Source organism: Halomicrobium mukohataei DSM 12286, assembly GCF_000023965.1.
Classification (GTDB): Archaea; Halobacteriota; Halobacteria; order Halobacteriales; family Haloarculaceae; genus Halomicrobium; species Halomicrobium mukohataei.
The window spans coordinates 157,062-171,003 of record NC_013201.1; the positions used below are offsets into that span (position 1 = coordinate 157,062).

Consider the following 13,942-nt stretch of genomic DNA (forward strand, 5'->3'; position numbering starts at 1 on the left):
GTTAGAACATGTCCTCCGCGGTGACGCTCTGTGCGTGTTTGTTGTACGTGGTCGACCGCTTGCTGAAGAAGTCGTTGTCCTTCGTCATCATGATGTCCTCGTCGAACCACCGCGTCTCCTCGAGCAGGTCCTCGTCCGGCTCGAAGATCGGCTCGACACCGACGTTCTCGAGGCTCTGGTTGAAACGGTCCCGCAGGAACGCGTCGACGTGCGCCCGGGGAAGGAACTCCAGTTCGCCCTCACCGAAGATCCAGTCCAGTATCTTCATCTCTGCCTCGAACGCCTGCTGACAGGCCGCTTGGACCTCTTCTTCGAAGTCCTCGTCGAAGAGGTCCGGATTCTCCTCGCGAATCGTCTCCACGAGTTCGACACCGAACAGTCCGTGAATCTGCTCCTCCTTGCTGGTCGCTTCGACGGCGTTCGCGATCCCCTTGAACTTCTTCTCGTGTTTGTCGAAGCTCGTCATGATGAGGAACTGCGAGAACAGCGAGACGTGCTCGACGAACGTGGAGAACAGCAGGAGACTCATCACGTACTCCTGTGTGTCGTCGCTCTCGCTCTTCTCGAGGTACTCGTCGAGGTAGTCGATCCGCTCCTCGATTGCGGGGACATCGGTCACCTCCTCGAAGTCCTCCGTGATCCCCAAGATGTCGAGGAGATGGCTGTACGCGTCCATGTGTCTGACCTCGCTCTCGGCGAAGGTCATGCCGACGTTCCCGACCTCCGCTTTGGGCATCTCGTCGTAGATGTCTGCCCAAAAGGTCTTGACCTGGACCTCAATCTGCGCGATGGCCAGCATCGTCCGCTTGATGACGGCCTTTTCTGCCGGAGTCGTGTTGACCTTGAAGTCCTGCACGTCTCCCGAGAAGTTGAACTCCGTGTGAACCCAGTAGCTGTTCCGTATCGCGTCTTTGTACTCGAGGACGTCAGGGTACTCGTACGGTTTGAGCTGTGTCCGTTCGGAGAAGATGTCGGTCTCCGTATCTCCGCCTGTGGTTTTGTTTTCAGTCATTGGCACGTACTCCGGAGGAGTCGCCCTCTGTTGGTTGGCTTCTGTTGCCGTCGTTCATTCGTTCGGTGCGTTCGAAGGCACCCGTGTCGCTTTCTGTACGCCTGGACGTGGGCCATGCTCGCCCGGTCAGGAATTGACCGAACATTCGTTTGATCTGCGTATATTTGTGTCATTGTGAACTGTTCGAGGCTTCGAAGTCATCGAGTTCCGCATCCAAGACTGCATCAAGTTCTCTCAGGAATTCCTGCGGCTCAGAGAATGCTTTGTAAACGGAGACAAATCGAATGTAGGCTACCTTATCGAGCGTGCGGAGGCTTTCAGAGACGAGTTCGCCGATGAGACTCGAAGAGACGATACGTGCCTCTCGACCTTGCAGTTCGCTCTCGACATCGTCGACGAGAGCAGTCACTGTTGTCTCGGTCACATCTCGCTTCTCAACGGCTCGCTCGATCCCTGCGCGGAGTTTCTGTCGGTCGAACGATTCGATGGTTCCGTCGCGTTTTTTCACTTGGAGGGACTCCCACTCCGGACGTTCGTAGGTGGTAAAGCGGAACGAACAGCGTTGACACTCGCGACGCCGTCGGACGGAGGTTCCGTCGGCACTGGTTTCTGTATCGATGACGCGTGTTCGCTCGTTCCCGCAGTCCGGGCAGTTCATAGTTGTCACTACTTAATCCTCTATGGTCTTAACCCTATATGTGGTACTTCTCGATTTTAACCGCAATATATGGTGGTAAAGGCTGTCAGATAAAACTTCCCCAATAGGATTGATGTAGTACAATTAGACTTGATTAGTGGGCGCGGATGATTGGGACCATATGCATTGAGAACACCAGTCTCAACTACTGTCACCAGTTGGAAGTTGAGACTACACCGGCTTTATCGGGGCTGTGATGCGCTTTTTCGGACGAATTTGTGAGTGGAAGCTGCTTCGGATTCCTCTCGATAGCCTACTCATGTTGCACTACCAACTGAATCGGTGGACTTCCGAGATCTCGGACAGTGTTGCCACTCAGGAATCCACCCTGACCCCGTACAGAGTACCTCCTTATCTGATTCCGGTTTCCATCTTCAGCAGCGTGAGCGTATTGTCAGCTGCACAATCGGTGCGTATTCGTACTCGCCCGTCAACTCAACTTGGACGTGCAAATCGACCGCTCGCCAAATTGAGTACAAAGTTCTTTCAGCACGAACACGCGAAAGAGGGTTCCATCTCGTAGCGTGTCGACCACCAAAAACATGGAAATCGGAATAGCGTTGGACGTGTCCTTCGAGAGGTAAAGCGACAAACCCCTTCGTTTTCAAACTGTTTCAGACACGTCGATACAGACACAGCTGACGACTGGGTCAGATCCTTCAGCTTCGCATGAATCAGCTAATCTGAACACTACCCACTACACTAGCTTGTAGGTATGGGTAATTCCGACGAAGGTACGCCAGTGATAGTATTACGCAGCTTATTCGGGAACGTCCCAGTGATCCGGCGTGGACTGCGATGCTACACTAGTGGTCGGAGCACCAGAACGGTGGCAATACCAGCGAGTAACGAAATGAGGACGTTCTCCGTCCGCCACATAATGAGTAAGACGACACCGCCCGCGATCCACTCGACTGGGCCACCGGTCGCGAGTTCAGGACCAACAATCGCGACGACGATAGCACCGGGAAGCACTTCTAAGACAGACTGGAGCCGGGGTGAGACGTCGACGTGGCCCAGCACCCAGAGCCCGCCCGCTTTGGTGGCGTAGGTCACGAGACTCATGGCGAGGACGACGGCGACGACGGCCGGATCCAAGGCGAGATCAACCATCGAAGCGGAACACCTCGGTTAGGCCGCCGCCGATGGCACCCAGCAGGACGTACCAGCGTCCCGGAAGAGCCGCTGCGGCCACCAGTGCGATCACGAGCGTGGTCGCCCACGGAGTGAGACTAGACCGGCCATACCAGTTGTGGTAATATGATTTTTATTCAGTCTGTAGGGTGACTGTTTATCGGGCGATTCCGCCTCGTTCATGGGTTCACTCATTCGGACACTCGTGTGTGTCGCCGACGATCCCGACCGCGACGCGGTCGCCTACCTGGTCGTCCGGCGCGTCGGCGCACTCGCTGCGTCAGTCGCGGCACCGCTAGTGCCGATCTACCTTCTCGCGGCCGCGATCAACGGCCAACTGGGCGGGATTCCTCGCTGGGTCGACGACCGTCCAGGCCGCCACCGTGCTACTGGTGCTGGTCTCACTGGGCGTGACCGCGTGGGTCGCCCGCGATTCCGCGCCCGAGGTCCGCGGCGCGCTGGCGAACCTCCGGGCGGATACGGCGGTTCGGCTGGCACTGTTCCGGTGGGGGGTCCCGATCGTCGTCATAGTGACGGTCTACCTGCTGGCGCTGGGCTTTGGCCTGCCGTGGGTCGCCGGCCTGGCGCTGTCGTTTGCCGCCGAGATCATTGCACGTGGCGTCTACATGCTGTTCCGCCGGCTGCGCTACCGCGTGAGTCAGTGGGAGAATCAGGAGACGACGCCGAGTCAGGTCCAGATCCGGGCCTATCAGCTCGACACGGCCGACGACGAGGTGCGGTACTACGCCGACGTGAACGCCGTCCAGCTCGCTCACGAGGATCCCGACGCCCTGACCGATACCGTCTGTCGCGTCGCCGGCGACCTCTTCGAACGGGGTGAGACCGACCCCAGTGTCGCGCGGTCGTTCGCGACGGATCTGCTCCGGTATGGGATCGTCGACGTCGACGAAACGCGGTCGAGACTCGCCAAGACGGCCCAAGAGGAGGCCGAGGGTCGAATGCCCGCCGACGCCGAAACGATCGAGCGGCGGGTACTCGAACGAGTGCCCGAACCGATCTGGGAAGAGACCAAGGCCGAGAAGCTGATCCGGCGGGGCAAGTGGTCGAAACGCGACGGACGACCCGTGTCTCGCGGATGATCAAGATAGTCGTGATCACCCTCGCCGTCTCTGATCGGTACCACAAGTAGCTACGGTAAGCGAACGGCTGATACGTGTTTGCGCCGTATCGGATTCGTGGGCGCGTCGTCGAAGTACTGCAGTGGGAAATGTGTCACTCATCGCGATTGCCGAATTTGGAGTGGCATAGAGGTGGAGAGCATCGGAATGCTAAGCAGGCGAAGGTTGGTATCACCATTCTCAAGCAAAAGCAACAGTAGGACGGCTATGTGTCCGCATATCAGTTCGTTCGGGGGCTGGCTACGGCACGAATTCCTGGTCTTCTCCCCAGAACTGAATTCCGATGTGATCTGTGATTTCCTCAATGAGATCGTCGGAAAGCGGATGGTTCGAGACGATCAGAGAACACCCGTTGTCGAGCACGAGATCGATCAACCACGACATTGCCATCAACCGCCGGTTTCGGCACTTAGCGTTCGAAATTCGTCTCAGAGACGCGTTCTTCCGGGTAGTCTTGCCAGGAACGGATCCCGACGTGGTCTGCGATGTCGTCGAGTGGCTCTGGGTGGTCTGGCATGTGCTTCGAGACGAGGATAATACTCCCGTCTGGGAGTTGCTCACTGATGTCGGCCGGCGCGGTCAACAGACGCTGTTCACCGATGGTCTCGACCTCCGCTGGCGGGAAGATATCCAGCCACGTCAGGAACTGTCGATCCGACGGCGGCAGGTCGTCCGCCGACACCGGGTGATGCATCGGCTGGTGTTCCTCGATACCGTACGACGCCTTTGCGGCGGTCTCGATTTCTGCGTACGTTTCCTTTGCCGTCTTGATGAGTGCATCGTAGGCCTTCGTTGCGTCTACTACAGTTTCAGGCTCAAAGGTATCGTACGGCGCAAATATCCGGACGATTGTTCCTTCCGGGTATTCATGCCCTGTCCCCTCTGAGATGACGATTTTAAACCTGAGAGCATCTTTCTTAACATTTATACGCTTTTCTCCGAACGCATTTTCGCCATTATTTCGGAGCGTGTACTGATCGCTACTATCGGTGTCTGATAGCAGTCTCTGGTAGGTCTCCTCTACTGGTAGACTTTTGGCGACGTGAACTATTCTTGCCATCGTTCTGTTAAACAAATACTCCCCGATTAGGTCTATTGTCTAGTTTTCTCGTCTCTATGAAGCAGGAATCCGGCAGCTATCGGAATGTAGAGATAGCCAAGACGGAGCTATTCGTCGTAGAATTCGCTTCGGGAGACGTGATCGGAGTAGTCCGTCATCGTCTGGATCCCGACGTGTTCTGACACCGCTTCAGGCGGTGTATTGTCTACGGGATTCTTTGAGATAAGCAGAATGCTCCCGTCTGCGAGTGTCTCAGCGCGTGGCGCCGGCGCAGATAGGAGTGTTTCACGGCCGATTGCATCAACTTCTGCCGGCGAAAATATATCGCACCAGGTCAGGAACCGTCGCTCTTCCGGCGGGAACGACTCGCCACTGATAGGTGAGACCTCGCTTTGATACGTTTCTTCGCCGAATCCAACCTTTGGCGACGTACTGAGCCCAGTGTATAAATCGACCGTCGTCTCAATCAACGCCTGAATTTCGTCTGTAGCAAGGAAGTCCGATTCCGAAGATTCGTCTATCTCTTGGCCAATGTTGAGATCCACTTCTATTAGCGTACAATCCGGATAATCCTGCAGTCGGAATCCATCAGTAATGTAGACACTCAAGATGAAGTCTCCACGAAAGAAGATTATTTCAGTCATATATTCGTATGCTTCTGGTAGTATATCCGCAACTTCATAGGCCTCATTCTGTTTCAGGTGTTCAGTAACCTGCTCGGACATATGGTCTCTCTCTTTTTTTGGAACCGCGACAATCACTCTGATCGCGTCTTCTAGCATGTTATCCTTGAGCAGCGGCTCGTACTGATGGTCGAGTGCCTACTGCAAAGCCTCTTTGATTGGGAGGATGTAGATCTGGTTGAGCGATATTTCTATCAGCTTCGACCTGTAGCCTTTCTTCATCAGTGACTGGTCCGATACGGATGTTAGATGACGAATCTTCTTTGCATACCAGTTTGTCATCCACTCTATCTCTGACGTAAAACTAATTTATAGCCCTGTTAGGCCGATTTTATATCATCCAAACCACCTACGTTCTGTCAGGTCTAATATATTTCTTTCGCATCTGTGAAGCAGGAGAACGGCTGACTACCGGAATTCCAAGATAGCCAGGACGGCGTTATTCGTCGTAGAATTCACTTCGAGAGACGTGATCGGAGTAGTCCGTCATCGTCTGGATACCGACATGTTCGGAGACCTCTTCAGGCGGTGCATTGTCTACGGGATTCTTTGAGATAAGCAAAATGCTCCCATCTTCAAGCGCTTCGACGCGTGGTGCCGGCGCAGACAGGAGCGTTTCACGGCCGATTGCCTCGACTTCCGCCGGCGAAAAGATGTCGAACCACGTCAAGAAATCTCGATCCGCTGGTGGGAACGACTCGCCACTGATTGGGATTCCCTCGCTCTGGTACGTCTCAATCCCAAATCCTACCTTCGGGAGTTCAGTTAGACGGTCGTACAGATCGGTCGCAGTCGCTACCATTATGTCCATGTGATCTGTATTAAGGAAATCGCTCGTATTTTCAAGATCCCGGACGTTATTGTTTGTGAACTCTATAAGACAGTACCCTGGATAATGCTCGATCTTGTGGCCATCGATGACTAAGATGCTCATTATTACGTCGCCAACGGAGAAAAAAACCTCGTGCTTGCCGTGAAAAGCGTCTCTCTGGACCTCTATAACCTTATTTTCAGTACTCTCTTTTAGTAGCTCAGTCACCTGACTGAGACCATACTCTGTCTGTTCTTGCGGTATCGCGATAACTGACCGAGCTTCGTCTTCTAGCATGTTAGTCACCAGTGGCGGGTTCTACCGAAGATCGACGTGCCGATTGAAGCTTCCCTCTACTGTTAGGTACTTCGTCGGTGTGGGTCACAGAGTTATCATTCTCAATGTTGTCTAAACCCGCATTATTAATTTGTTTACTAGAGGGTGAGTCAAGGTATTTAGCGTCTGATTTTTGGCTTGTCAGACTATTTTTTACGTCGTCATTGAGATAGAACTCGTTAGCTTTTTCACCACTTTTTATTTTTATATCATTTATTCCATTAATTTTCTTGCTGTTTCGAACTTCTGAGAGAGCGTTATTCTTATCGGCGATATTACTTGGGCGTATAATCATCTGACCATCTGGGGCTTTTCCGAGTGCTTGAAGAGCCTTGAATCTGATATATTTGTCGAGTATTTTCTCTGGTTTCACTCTACTATTAGTTGAGGGTGTATTTTTCGCCTCAACGTAATTCCCATTTGCTATCACGTCGAGGTCCATACTTTTTCCATTTAATGCCTGCGCAACTCGACCTTTGGAAACCTCATCCGGCATATTATTTAGTATCTTCTGCTTTTCGCTATCCGTTAATTTAGTCCATGATGGATACTCGACATTTTTTCCTATCGCTGTCACGTCTTCTCCCCGTTTCGATAGCGCTACACCCAGACGGGTCTCAAACATATATCCTTTTATAGGATCCCAATTCCTTTTTTAAATCCGTCTTGTGACGCAATATCTGCTATACTTTCTCTATATTCGATATCACTGCGTTGGAGATATCGCAGTTCGTCAGCAAAGCGGTCAATCTGGCCTCGATTCATATATGGTATGAATTTGCCGTTGATTGTCCGCCCTTCTCCATAGAATCCCACGACTGACCGTTTGATACTTAGGGCATACGGACCGTCGTAGGTGACCAAATACTTTGCATTCTTTTTTCCAAGATTACTTGCCAGTGCTTTTGCTGTATTTAATGATACTTTGTCCGATTCTTCACCAATGCGGATGATCGCTGCGTCATATTGCTTGAAGGCCGATGCGATTTTGACCCGATCATCCAATTTGAGATTCTTGGTCAGTCCCGACTTCCGGAGTGCTGCATAGGCCTCGTCGGACTTCCCTGGGTTGACTTTGGCCCACTTGCTACTGATTTTGATAGCCTTCGGTGCGTCAGATGCCAAGAAGGGAGCGAGACTGACAGCGTCGAGAGCTGCGTCCCCGTAATCACCTTGTCCGGTATTCTGTGCGGCGTCACGGAGGTCCGCCGGAATGTCGATCACGGGGACTACTGATAGGCCAATCCAGCCGATCAGGTAGCCAGGGTTGTCGTTGTAACCGCTGGTGACCACACCGTCAGGCATTCCAGTTTCACCCAGCGCGGCCCCTTCGATCATCGCGCGGCCGTTCTCGTTCAGTGCTGCGCCGATATTCTCGGAGTCACAAGGATTCGGATCACGTTTGTCGGTGAGCCCGTCGGAGTCACTGTCGACGACCACCGCGCTCGGACAGAGAGGTCCGACTTCTTCAGCATCTCCGAGCCCATCTTTGTCAGAGTCGGTCAGGCTCGGGTTCGAAAACGACTGGGGGCCGTAGACCGCCCACTGTCCGTCAACACGGTAGAACGTCACCTCACGACCGTCAATCAGCCCGTCCCCGTCGGTATCCGCCCTCGAACTGTCGAGTTCGAACTCGCTCGTCAGTGACCCGTCTTCCTTGAGCGTGGGGAGGACCCACTGCCGGTCCTCGACGGCGTCGATGACTCCATCGCGGTCGGTGTCCGTTCCCACTTCGAAGTGCGTGAATTGTGCTCTCCCCGGTGGCTCAAGTTCGATCGTAACGCGCTCCCCAGCAAACTCTCCGAGGTCAGCGCGGTGAGTGATGACAGGGGCGGTCAGACCACTTCCGGGATCGTTGTTGGCTGGTGTTGAGGCCGCTACACGCTTGCTGGTTCCAGACGAGTCACTGACAGTGAAAATGTACTGGCCACCATGATTCGTTCGCTCTTCACGTGGCCGCGCTCTAAAGTGCAGGAGCGTGTCCTCGGCGTCTGTGGAGAGCGTCGTCGTCGTTTTGAAACCGGGTTTACAACCAGTCTGGCCCTGTACTGCCGCCTCTGTGGGACATCTATCTTCACCATCGATCAGTCCATCACCGTCGGTATCTGGCGCAGTTGGATCCGTGTCAGGCCGCCAGCCTTGTCTGAGAATTCATTCAACTCTTGTCAGGTACCGAGCTTCTTGTCCATCAGTAAGTCCGTCGTCGTCAGTATCTGAAACCCAAGGGTCTGTGCGGATTTCTTGCTTGTTCGCGTACCAGGTGTCAGTTGGAGCCCCGCTCAGGTCTGTCTCTTCGAGCGTCAGACGATCGATCCGGCCTGGTGCATCGAAGTCTTCGTCGGGGCCTTCGACGCGGTCGAACTGGAAGTCGAAGTCGTCGGTTGCGTCCGTCAGCTCGATATCACCGTCGCCACTGCGGACTCGTGAAACCGGCACGCCGATCCCTTCGAGCTTCGCTTCCAGCACGGGCTTGAGATACTGCTCGTGACGATCGGTAATCGCGTACGTCTGCTCTGCGGTCGGATCGGTGTAGGTTCGGTTACGCTCGACATCGTCCGTGAGACCGTCTCCATCGGTATCTGCGGTAAGCGGGCTAGACGAGACTTGAAGGACATCGTCATTTGGCGTACAGTCTTCTCCCTTCCATTCGATGGTCCCGCTGTCCGTTTCTCGCTGCTGGCACGCTGAGTCGAAGCGGAGCGGTCTGTCAGCGCCGTCAGCTGAGACGACCGGAATATCCCAGCCCTCCCGTTCGATGTCGTCGTTCAGACCGTCACCGTCAGTGTCCCGCTTGTTCGGATCGCTGACAGTGTCATAGAATTCCCGATCTGTCGTCGGATGGGTCTCGGGATCGTCGAAGTCGAACTCCTGACTGTCAGTGAGGGTGTCTCCGTCGGTGTCGGCCGCAGTCGGGTCTGTCTCGATTCTCGTTCCGTTACCTACTAGCAGGCCGGCTTCTTCGCGGTAATCCGGAATACCATCACCGTCGCTATCGGTCACCGACGAGGAGGAACTCTTCCACCATCTCCAACAACAGGGCCAGCCGACCGTCCAGTCGCTCTCAGAGACACCACTGACTCGCCAGCGCTTCACCCCGATCCCACTCACACAAAGACCACGGATGGGGCCCATCCAGATGGGTACGACGACCGCCTGCGCCTACTCTCGGAAACGATCGAATCACAGACAGTGTCGATACCGTCGAGAACGGAGCGGGCGTTCACTCGACCGCGTCCGTCGCGGCACCGTCTGGAGCGGGACTCGATCCCGTGTCGCTCGCGTTCCAGTACGCTTCGAGCGGGCCGTCGACACCGGTCAGCTGGACCCACGCCTGAGCGGTGATACCGAGAACGACGATCGAGACCACCGCAGACTCCAGCGAGAGTATCGCCTGGCTGGCCAGGAACGTCGGCGACTGGAACGTCGCGTCCGGCGTGAGCTGTCCGAAAAGCAGGCTAAAGGCCATGTTCACCCCGTAGGGGACGACGAGTGCGAGTCCCAGTCGCAGTCGGTTGCCGGCGACGACGCGCCAGCTCCGAACGAACGCCGACGGGACCGACGCGTCCCGGACGACGATCTCGTGATCGACGAAGGCGAACACCACGACGACGACACCGATCGGAAGGGTCGCCAGCAAGAACACCGGGACCAGGAGCAGCGACGCGTACCACGAGCCGACGAGTGTCGTCTGCAGTGATTCCGGGAGCACCAGGAAAACCCCGATCGCCGCCAGAAAGACGGCGATCATACTGAGCATCGTCAGAACAAATATGACAGCTATCTTCAACAGGGAGGCGACGAACAGCCGCAGCGTCGCCCAGCCGAGCGATCGAAAGACCAACTGTTCGGGGATGTGATCGCGCCCGTCGTCGACGAGCGCACGAACGGCGACCACCTGGATGGGAAGCGTGAGTATCCCGCCGGTGAGTCCACCCAGCAGCGCAGCGCCCGCCGACGCCAACGCCGGGAGCGCCGTCCCGGGTGCCGGCGTGTTGGCCGGTGTCATCGCCCCGCTCGTGCCGAGGGGAATGTACGTCGTCGCCAGCACCCACACGAACGCGCCCTGGAGGACGCTCGCAACGAAGAACGTCGCCACGAGGAGAGCGCCGTTTCGCGAGAGCGCGCGTGCGAGACCGCCGGTGATCGTCTGTCGAACGTGGAGGGCCATGCCGCGGGATTTGTCACCCGCTGAGTTCAATTCTACGGACTGTCTCCGTGTCGGAACAGTCGACCGGCAGGAGCGTCTCCGACACAGATCCGTCCAGCGTGGCGAGGGCGGTCGGTGTCTGTAGGCCAGAAAGGGACCGCGGCGATCTGAGACTGCTGGCTGTCACTGTTTCAAAATATTCGCGACCACGGGGTCGCAACAGTCTGTACAGACGTACAGCCGGCAGTATGAGCACCACCCGATTTTCCGAGCTGGAAAAGAAGTGGTAGCTATTACTTGGTCCGTCCAGAAGGGCCGACCGTGAGTGAGGATCCCGCCGACGAGGATATCTTCGCACTCCTCGACGACGAGTACGCACGGGAGATCCTTACTCAGACGAGTGTCGAACCGATGTCAGCCAAAACGTTGAGCGACCGATGTGACGCGTCCTTGCCGACGATCTACCGGCGGACGGAACGGCTCGTCGAGTGTGACCTGCTCGTAGAACAGACGAAAGTGCGACAGAACGGCCACCACTACACTGTCTTCGAGGCGTGTCTCGATCGACTCACCGTCGAACTCGACGAGGGAGAGCTCTCGGTGACGATCGACGCGGGCGAACCCGAGGACCCCGCCGACCGCTTTACCAACCTCTGGGAGGGGATCTAACATGATACAAACCGGCAGCACGGGACTGTACGCACACTACCTCGCGCTACTGGCAGTAACGCTGCTGGGCCTGGTTCTCAGTTTCGCGATCGTGTTCCAGGCGTATCGCGGGTACCGGCGCAACGACAGCCAACCGATGCTGTTGCTCGCGGTCGGACTGGTCTTGCTCACGGTCGTCCCCTTCGTGGTCTCGTTGGTCGTCACGTCGGCCGGAACTGTCCTCGGCTTCGGGCCGATCGTCTACAGCTACTACGTTCCGATTCTCACCAGGACGATCGAGGTCGTCGGCCTCGTCACCATCCTCTACTCCCTGTACCGCCGCACCTAATTCGGCGGCATGGGGAGCCGGCACTACGGCCGTCACCAGTTCGAAGGCTACCGGAGTGCAGTTCTCTGGATGTCGCTTTCAATCCATTTGCGCGTGGTTTCTGTCGATATGCGAACTATAGTAACAATTGAAACGATTTACACACCGATCGCACTGCCGTCGTGCGATCGGGTGTGCATTGATTTTCAATGGCTACTATAGACGGGACAGGACTCAGTTATAGAACGGACGTAGAGTATCTCGTGAACAAATGCGATTGGTGAAAGTCGCATACCCTTCGGTCGTTTTGAACCTACCGTGAGGTGCAAAACTCGTCCTCCCACGACGAGACTTAGCCTCCACTGGAACTATTAGCTGCGGCACTTAATTACCGGGAAGTGACAACGTCTGATCATTCGTCGACACGCGAGAACCCGAAACCGACCCGGCGTGCGTTCCTTGCTGCGACCTCATCAGTATCCACAATAGCTGCCGGTTGCCAAGCACCGCAAAGCAATGTCTCCTCAAAGACCGTGACCGACGGTCCACCCAATATAATTATCTTCATGACTGACGATCAAGGCTACGATGATATTGGATATCACCCACGGATGGCGATTAGTTCGGGGTCGTTCACACTTCTACCCATTTCGTAACCAGATACTGAGATGTGTGCGAACTGATTGATCAGGTATCGTCTCTGCTCAGTCCGGTCAGCGGTGCAGCACCAGCGGCAATCGCAGCGCCAGCGATAATTGCGGCAGCGAGAACGATGAACCCACCCTCATCCGGAGTAACACCAGCCAGTCCTGCTCCGGCGTTGACGACGAAGACGGTGACGAAGAAACTGAGGATGGCGAACACGAGCATGATGATTGATGCGATAATACTACTGACGAGGCCGCCGAACGACTCAAGCATACCCATCGATACAGTCACCTCAATGTGGTTTTTCAGCCATTCGATATAAAAGTCGGCATGTCGTTCAGATATACTGATGACTACTCTCTACACATTGGTTTCCCCGTACCCAGCGATCCGTGAGTTCTCTGTACTGAGCAGTCCGAAATGACGAGAACGACAGTACGTGACTCTCGCTGCCGGACATCCGCCACTCGAAGTGACGGACCGTTCCCGACGGCGTCAGACCGTGAACTCGTCGTAGACCGCGACGGAGAACGTCAGCGAGAACGCCGAGACGACGCTCCCGACGACCGCTGCCAGGAGGCCGACGACGACGAGCAGCGGGATCGAGAGCGACGGCAGGCCGTACGCCGCGGCTTCGGGCGTCGCCAGCACCGACAGGCCGCCGTAGAGTCCGCCGGCCACTCCGCCGACGAGCACCGCGATCACCAGATAGCCGATCGTTCCGAGCAGATTCGCCCGGACGACGCGGTAGCTCCGCGCGAACGCAGCGATCGCGGACTCCCCGTCGACGACGATGGCCTGTCCGTAGAACTGGACGAAGAACGTCACGAGGAGGTACAGGAGGCCGACGACGGCGACGACGGCGAGGAGCACCAGTCCGGCAGTGCCGTGGCCCAGCAACGCGCCGACGCCAGCGAACACGGCGACGACGCCGAGAACGCCGTTGACGACCAGCAAGAGCACGTAGGCGAGCAACAACTGCACGTAGTTCGACTTCCCGTCGGTGAAGAACCGCGACAGCGAACTCCGGCCCCGCAGTGCCTCGTCGGCCATGCCGAACATCCCGCCCTGGATGAAGGGCGTCACGACGAGGAAGATTCCGGAGACGCCAAGCGAGACCAGCGAGGAGAGGAGCGGCGCTGCCGACTGCAACAGCAACTGGGGGAGCAACAGTACGAACACGATCAGTTGGGGGACCAACAGCCCGGGGGCACGCTTGAGTGCGCCGGGCGTACGTTGGAGTGCTTGGAGGACACCCATAGATAGCCAGATGCCGCCCGACGGCATAACCCCGGACGC

The 13,942-nt window shown here is 56.2% G+C and carries 15 protein-coding genes and 1 pseudogene; 4 read left to right on the forward strand and 12 right to left on the reverse strand.

The features are described from left to right. Position 1: 1 nt before the first annotated feature. Both HMUK_RS16180 and nrdR read right to left on the reverse strand, forming a co-directional pair. On the reverse strand, positions 2-1,012 hold the full coding sequence (locus HMUK_RS16180; RefSeq protein WP_012807515.1) for a ribonucleotide-diphosphate reductase subunit beta: 1,011 nt from the start codon (positions 1,010-1,012) through the stop codon (positions 2-4). Positions 1,013-1,181: 169 nt separating this feature from the next. Further along, complete coding sequence (nrdR, locus tag HMUK_RS16185; protein WP_012807516.1) at positions 1,182-1,670, reverse strand: transcriptional regulator NrdR; 489 nt, start codon at positions 1,668-1,670, stop codon at positions 1,182-1,184. A 571-nt stretch (positions 1,671-2,241) separates the two neighbouring features. Here nrdR and HMUK_RS16875 point away from each other — a divergent pair. Next, positions 2,242-2,396, forward strand: a pseudogene (locus tag HMUK_RS16875) (IS6 family transposase); the annotation flags it as partial. Positions 2,397-2,510: 114 nt separating this feature from the next. Here the strand turns inward: HMUK_RS16875 and HMUK_RS16190 are convergent. After that, on the reverse strand, positions 2,511-2,822 hold the full coding sequence (locus HMUK_RS16190) for an AzlD family protein (protein WP_012807517.1): 312 nt from the start codon (positions 2,820-2,822) through the stop codon (positions 2,511-2,513). A 404-nt stretch (positions 2,823-3,226) separates the two neighbouring features. Here HMUK_RS16190 and HMUK_RS16195 point away from each other — a divergent pair, with 404 nt between their 5' ends. Then, complete coding sequence (locus HMUK_RS16195) at positions 3,227-3,943, forward strand: hypothetical protein (RefSeq protein ID WP_012807518.1); 717 nt, start codon at positions 3,227-3,229, stop codon at positions 3,941-3,943. Positions 3,944-4,391: 448 nt separating this feature from the next. Here the strand turns inward: HMUK_RS16195 and HMUK_RS16200 are convergent, their stop codons facing one another. From HMUK_RS16200 to HMUK_RS16225, 7 genes are all read right to left on the reverse strand, one after another. Further along, on the reverse strand, positions 4,392-5,042 hold the full coding sequence (locus tag HMUK_RS16200) for a hypothetical protein (RefSeq protein WP_012807520.1): 651 nt from the start codon (positions 5,040-5,042) through the stop codon (positions 4,392-4,394). A gap of 107 nt (positions 5,043-5,149) precedes the next feature. Next, the gene (locus HMUK_RS16205) at positions 5,150-5,824 is read right to left on the reverse strand and encodes a hypothetical protein (protein WP_012807521.1); all 675 of its coding nucleotides are present in this window, start codon (positions 5,822-5,824) and stop codon (positions 5,150-5,152) included. Positions 5,825-6,164: 340 nt separating this feature from the next. After that, complete coding sequence (locus HMUK_RS16210) at positions 6,165-6,833, reverse strand: hypothetical protein (protein WP_012807523.1); 669 nt, start codon at positions 6,831-6,833, stop codon at positions 6,165-6,167. A gap of 1 nt (position 6,834) precedes the next feature. Continuing rightward, entirely contained in the window at positions 6,835-7,497 is a 663-nt protein-coding gene (locus HMUK_RS16885; RefSeq protein WP_012807524.1) for a hypothetical protein, read from the reverse strand. An 8-nt stretch (positions 7,498-7,505) separates the two neighbouring features. Beyond that, a complete protein-coding gene (locus HMUK_RS16215) occupies positions 7,506-8,603 on the reverse strand; it encodes a hypothetical protein (protein WP_012807525.1) in 1,098 nt (365 codons plus the stop codon). 420 nt (positions 8,604-9,023) lie between these two features. Beyond that, on the reverse strand, positions 9,024-9,980 hold the full coding sequence (locus HMUK_RS16220; RefSeq protein WP_126967183.1) for a hypothetical protein: 957 nt from the start codon (positions 9,978-9,980) through the stop codon (positions 9,024-9,026). A 112-nt stretch (positions 9,981-10,092) separates the two neighbouring features. Next, positions 10,093-11,040 (reverse strand): hypothetical protein, encoded by a 948-nt coding sequence (locus HMUK_RS16225; protein ID WP_012807527.1) that lies wholly within the window; start codon positions 11,038-11,040, stop codon positions 10,093-10,095. Between the two features lie 300 nt (positions 11,041-11,340). On the opposite strand from HMUK_RS16225, the gene HMUK_RS16230 reads away from it, so the two are divergent. Next, positions 11,341-11,688: a winged helix-turn-helix domain-containing protein gene (locus tag HMUK_RS16230; protein ID WP_012807528.1), complete on the forward strand. Its 348-nt coding sequence runs from the start codon at positions 11,341-11,343 to the stop codon at positions 11,686-11,688. A 1-nt stretch (position 11,689) separates the two neighbouring features. Beyond that, complete coding sequence (locus HMUK_RS16235) at positions 11,690-12,016, forward strand: DUF7521 family protein (RefSeq protein WP_012807529.1); 327 nt, start codon at positions 11,690-11,692, stop codon at positions 12,014-12,016. A 666-nt stretch (positions 12,017-12,682) separates the two neighbouring features. Here HMUK_RS16235 and HMUK_RS16240 read toward each other — a convergent pair. After that, entirely contained in the window at positions 12,683-12,922 is a 240-nt protein-coding gene (locus HMUK_RS16240; protein WP_012807530.1) for a hypothetical protein, read from the reverse strand. Positions 12,923-13,138: 216 nt separating this feature from the next. Further along, positions 13,139-13,903, reverse strand: coding sequence for a DUF7847 domain-containing protein (locus HMUK_RS16245; protein WP_012807531.1), 765 nt, complete (start codon positions 13,901-13,903; stop codon positions 13,139-13,141). Positions 13,904-13,942 lie beyond the last annotated feature (39 nt).

Excerpts from the sequence above, each read along its gene's own strand:
- HMUK_RS16235 (WP_012807529.1), top strand. The coding sequence starts at position 11,690 with ATGATACAAACCGGCAGCACGGGACTGTACGCACACTACCTCGCGCTA.
- HMUK_RS16245 (WP_012807531.1), bottom strand. The coding sequence starts at position 13,903 with ATGGGTGTCCTCCAAGCACTCCAACGTACGCCCGGCGCACTCAAGCGT.
- nrdR (WP_012807516.1), bottom strand. The coding sequence starts at position 1,670 with ATGAACTGCCCGGACTGCGGGAACGAGCGAACACGCGTCATCGATACA.
- HMUK_RS16190 (WP_012807517.1), bottom strand. The coding sequence starts at position 2,822 with ATGGTTGATCTCGCCTTGGATCCGGCCGTCGTCGCCGTCGTCCTCGCC.
- HMUK_RS16885 (WP_012807524.1), bottom strand. The coding sequence starts at position 7,497 with ATGTTTGAGACCCGTCTGGGTGTAGCGCTATCGAAACGGGGAGAAGAC.
- HMUK_RS16210 (WP_012807523.1), bottom strand. The coding sequence starts at position 6,833 with ATGCTAGAAGACGAAGCTCGGTCAGTTATCGCGATACCGCAAGAACAG.
- HMUK_RS16205 (WP_012807521.1), bottom strand. The coding sequence starts at position 5,824 with ATGCTAGAAGACGCGATCAGAGTGATTGTCGCGGTTCCAAAAAAAGAG.
- HMUK_RS16225 (WP_012807527.1), bottom strand. The coding sequence starts at position 11,040 with ATGGCCCTCCACGTTCGACAGACGATCACCGGCGGTCTCGCACGCGCG.
- HMUK_RS16240 (WP_012807530.1), bottom strand. The coding sequence starts at position 12,922 with ATGGGTATGCTTGAGTCGTTCGGCGGCCTCGTCAGTAGTATTATCGCA.
- HMUK_RS16200 (WP_012807520.1), bottom strand. The coding sequence starts at position 5,042 with ATGGCAAGAATAGTTCACGTCGCCAAAAGTCTACCAGTAGAGGAGACC.
- HMUK_RS16180 (WP_012807515.1), bottom strand. The coding sequence starts at position 1,012 with ATGACTGAAAACAAAACCACAGGCGGAGATACGGAGACCGACATCTTC.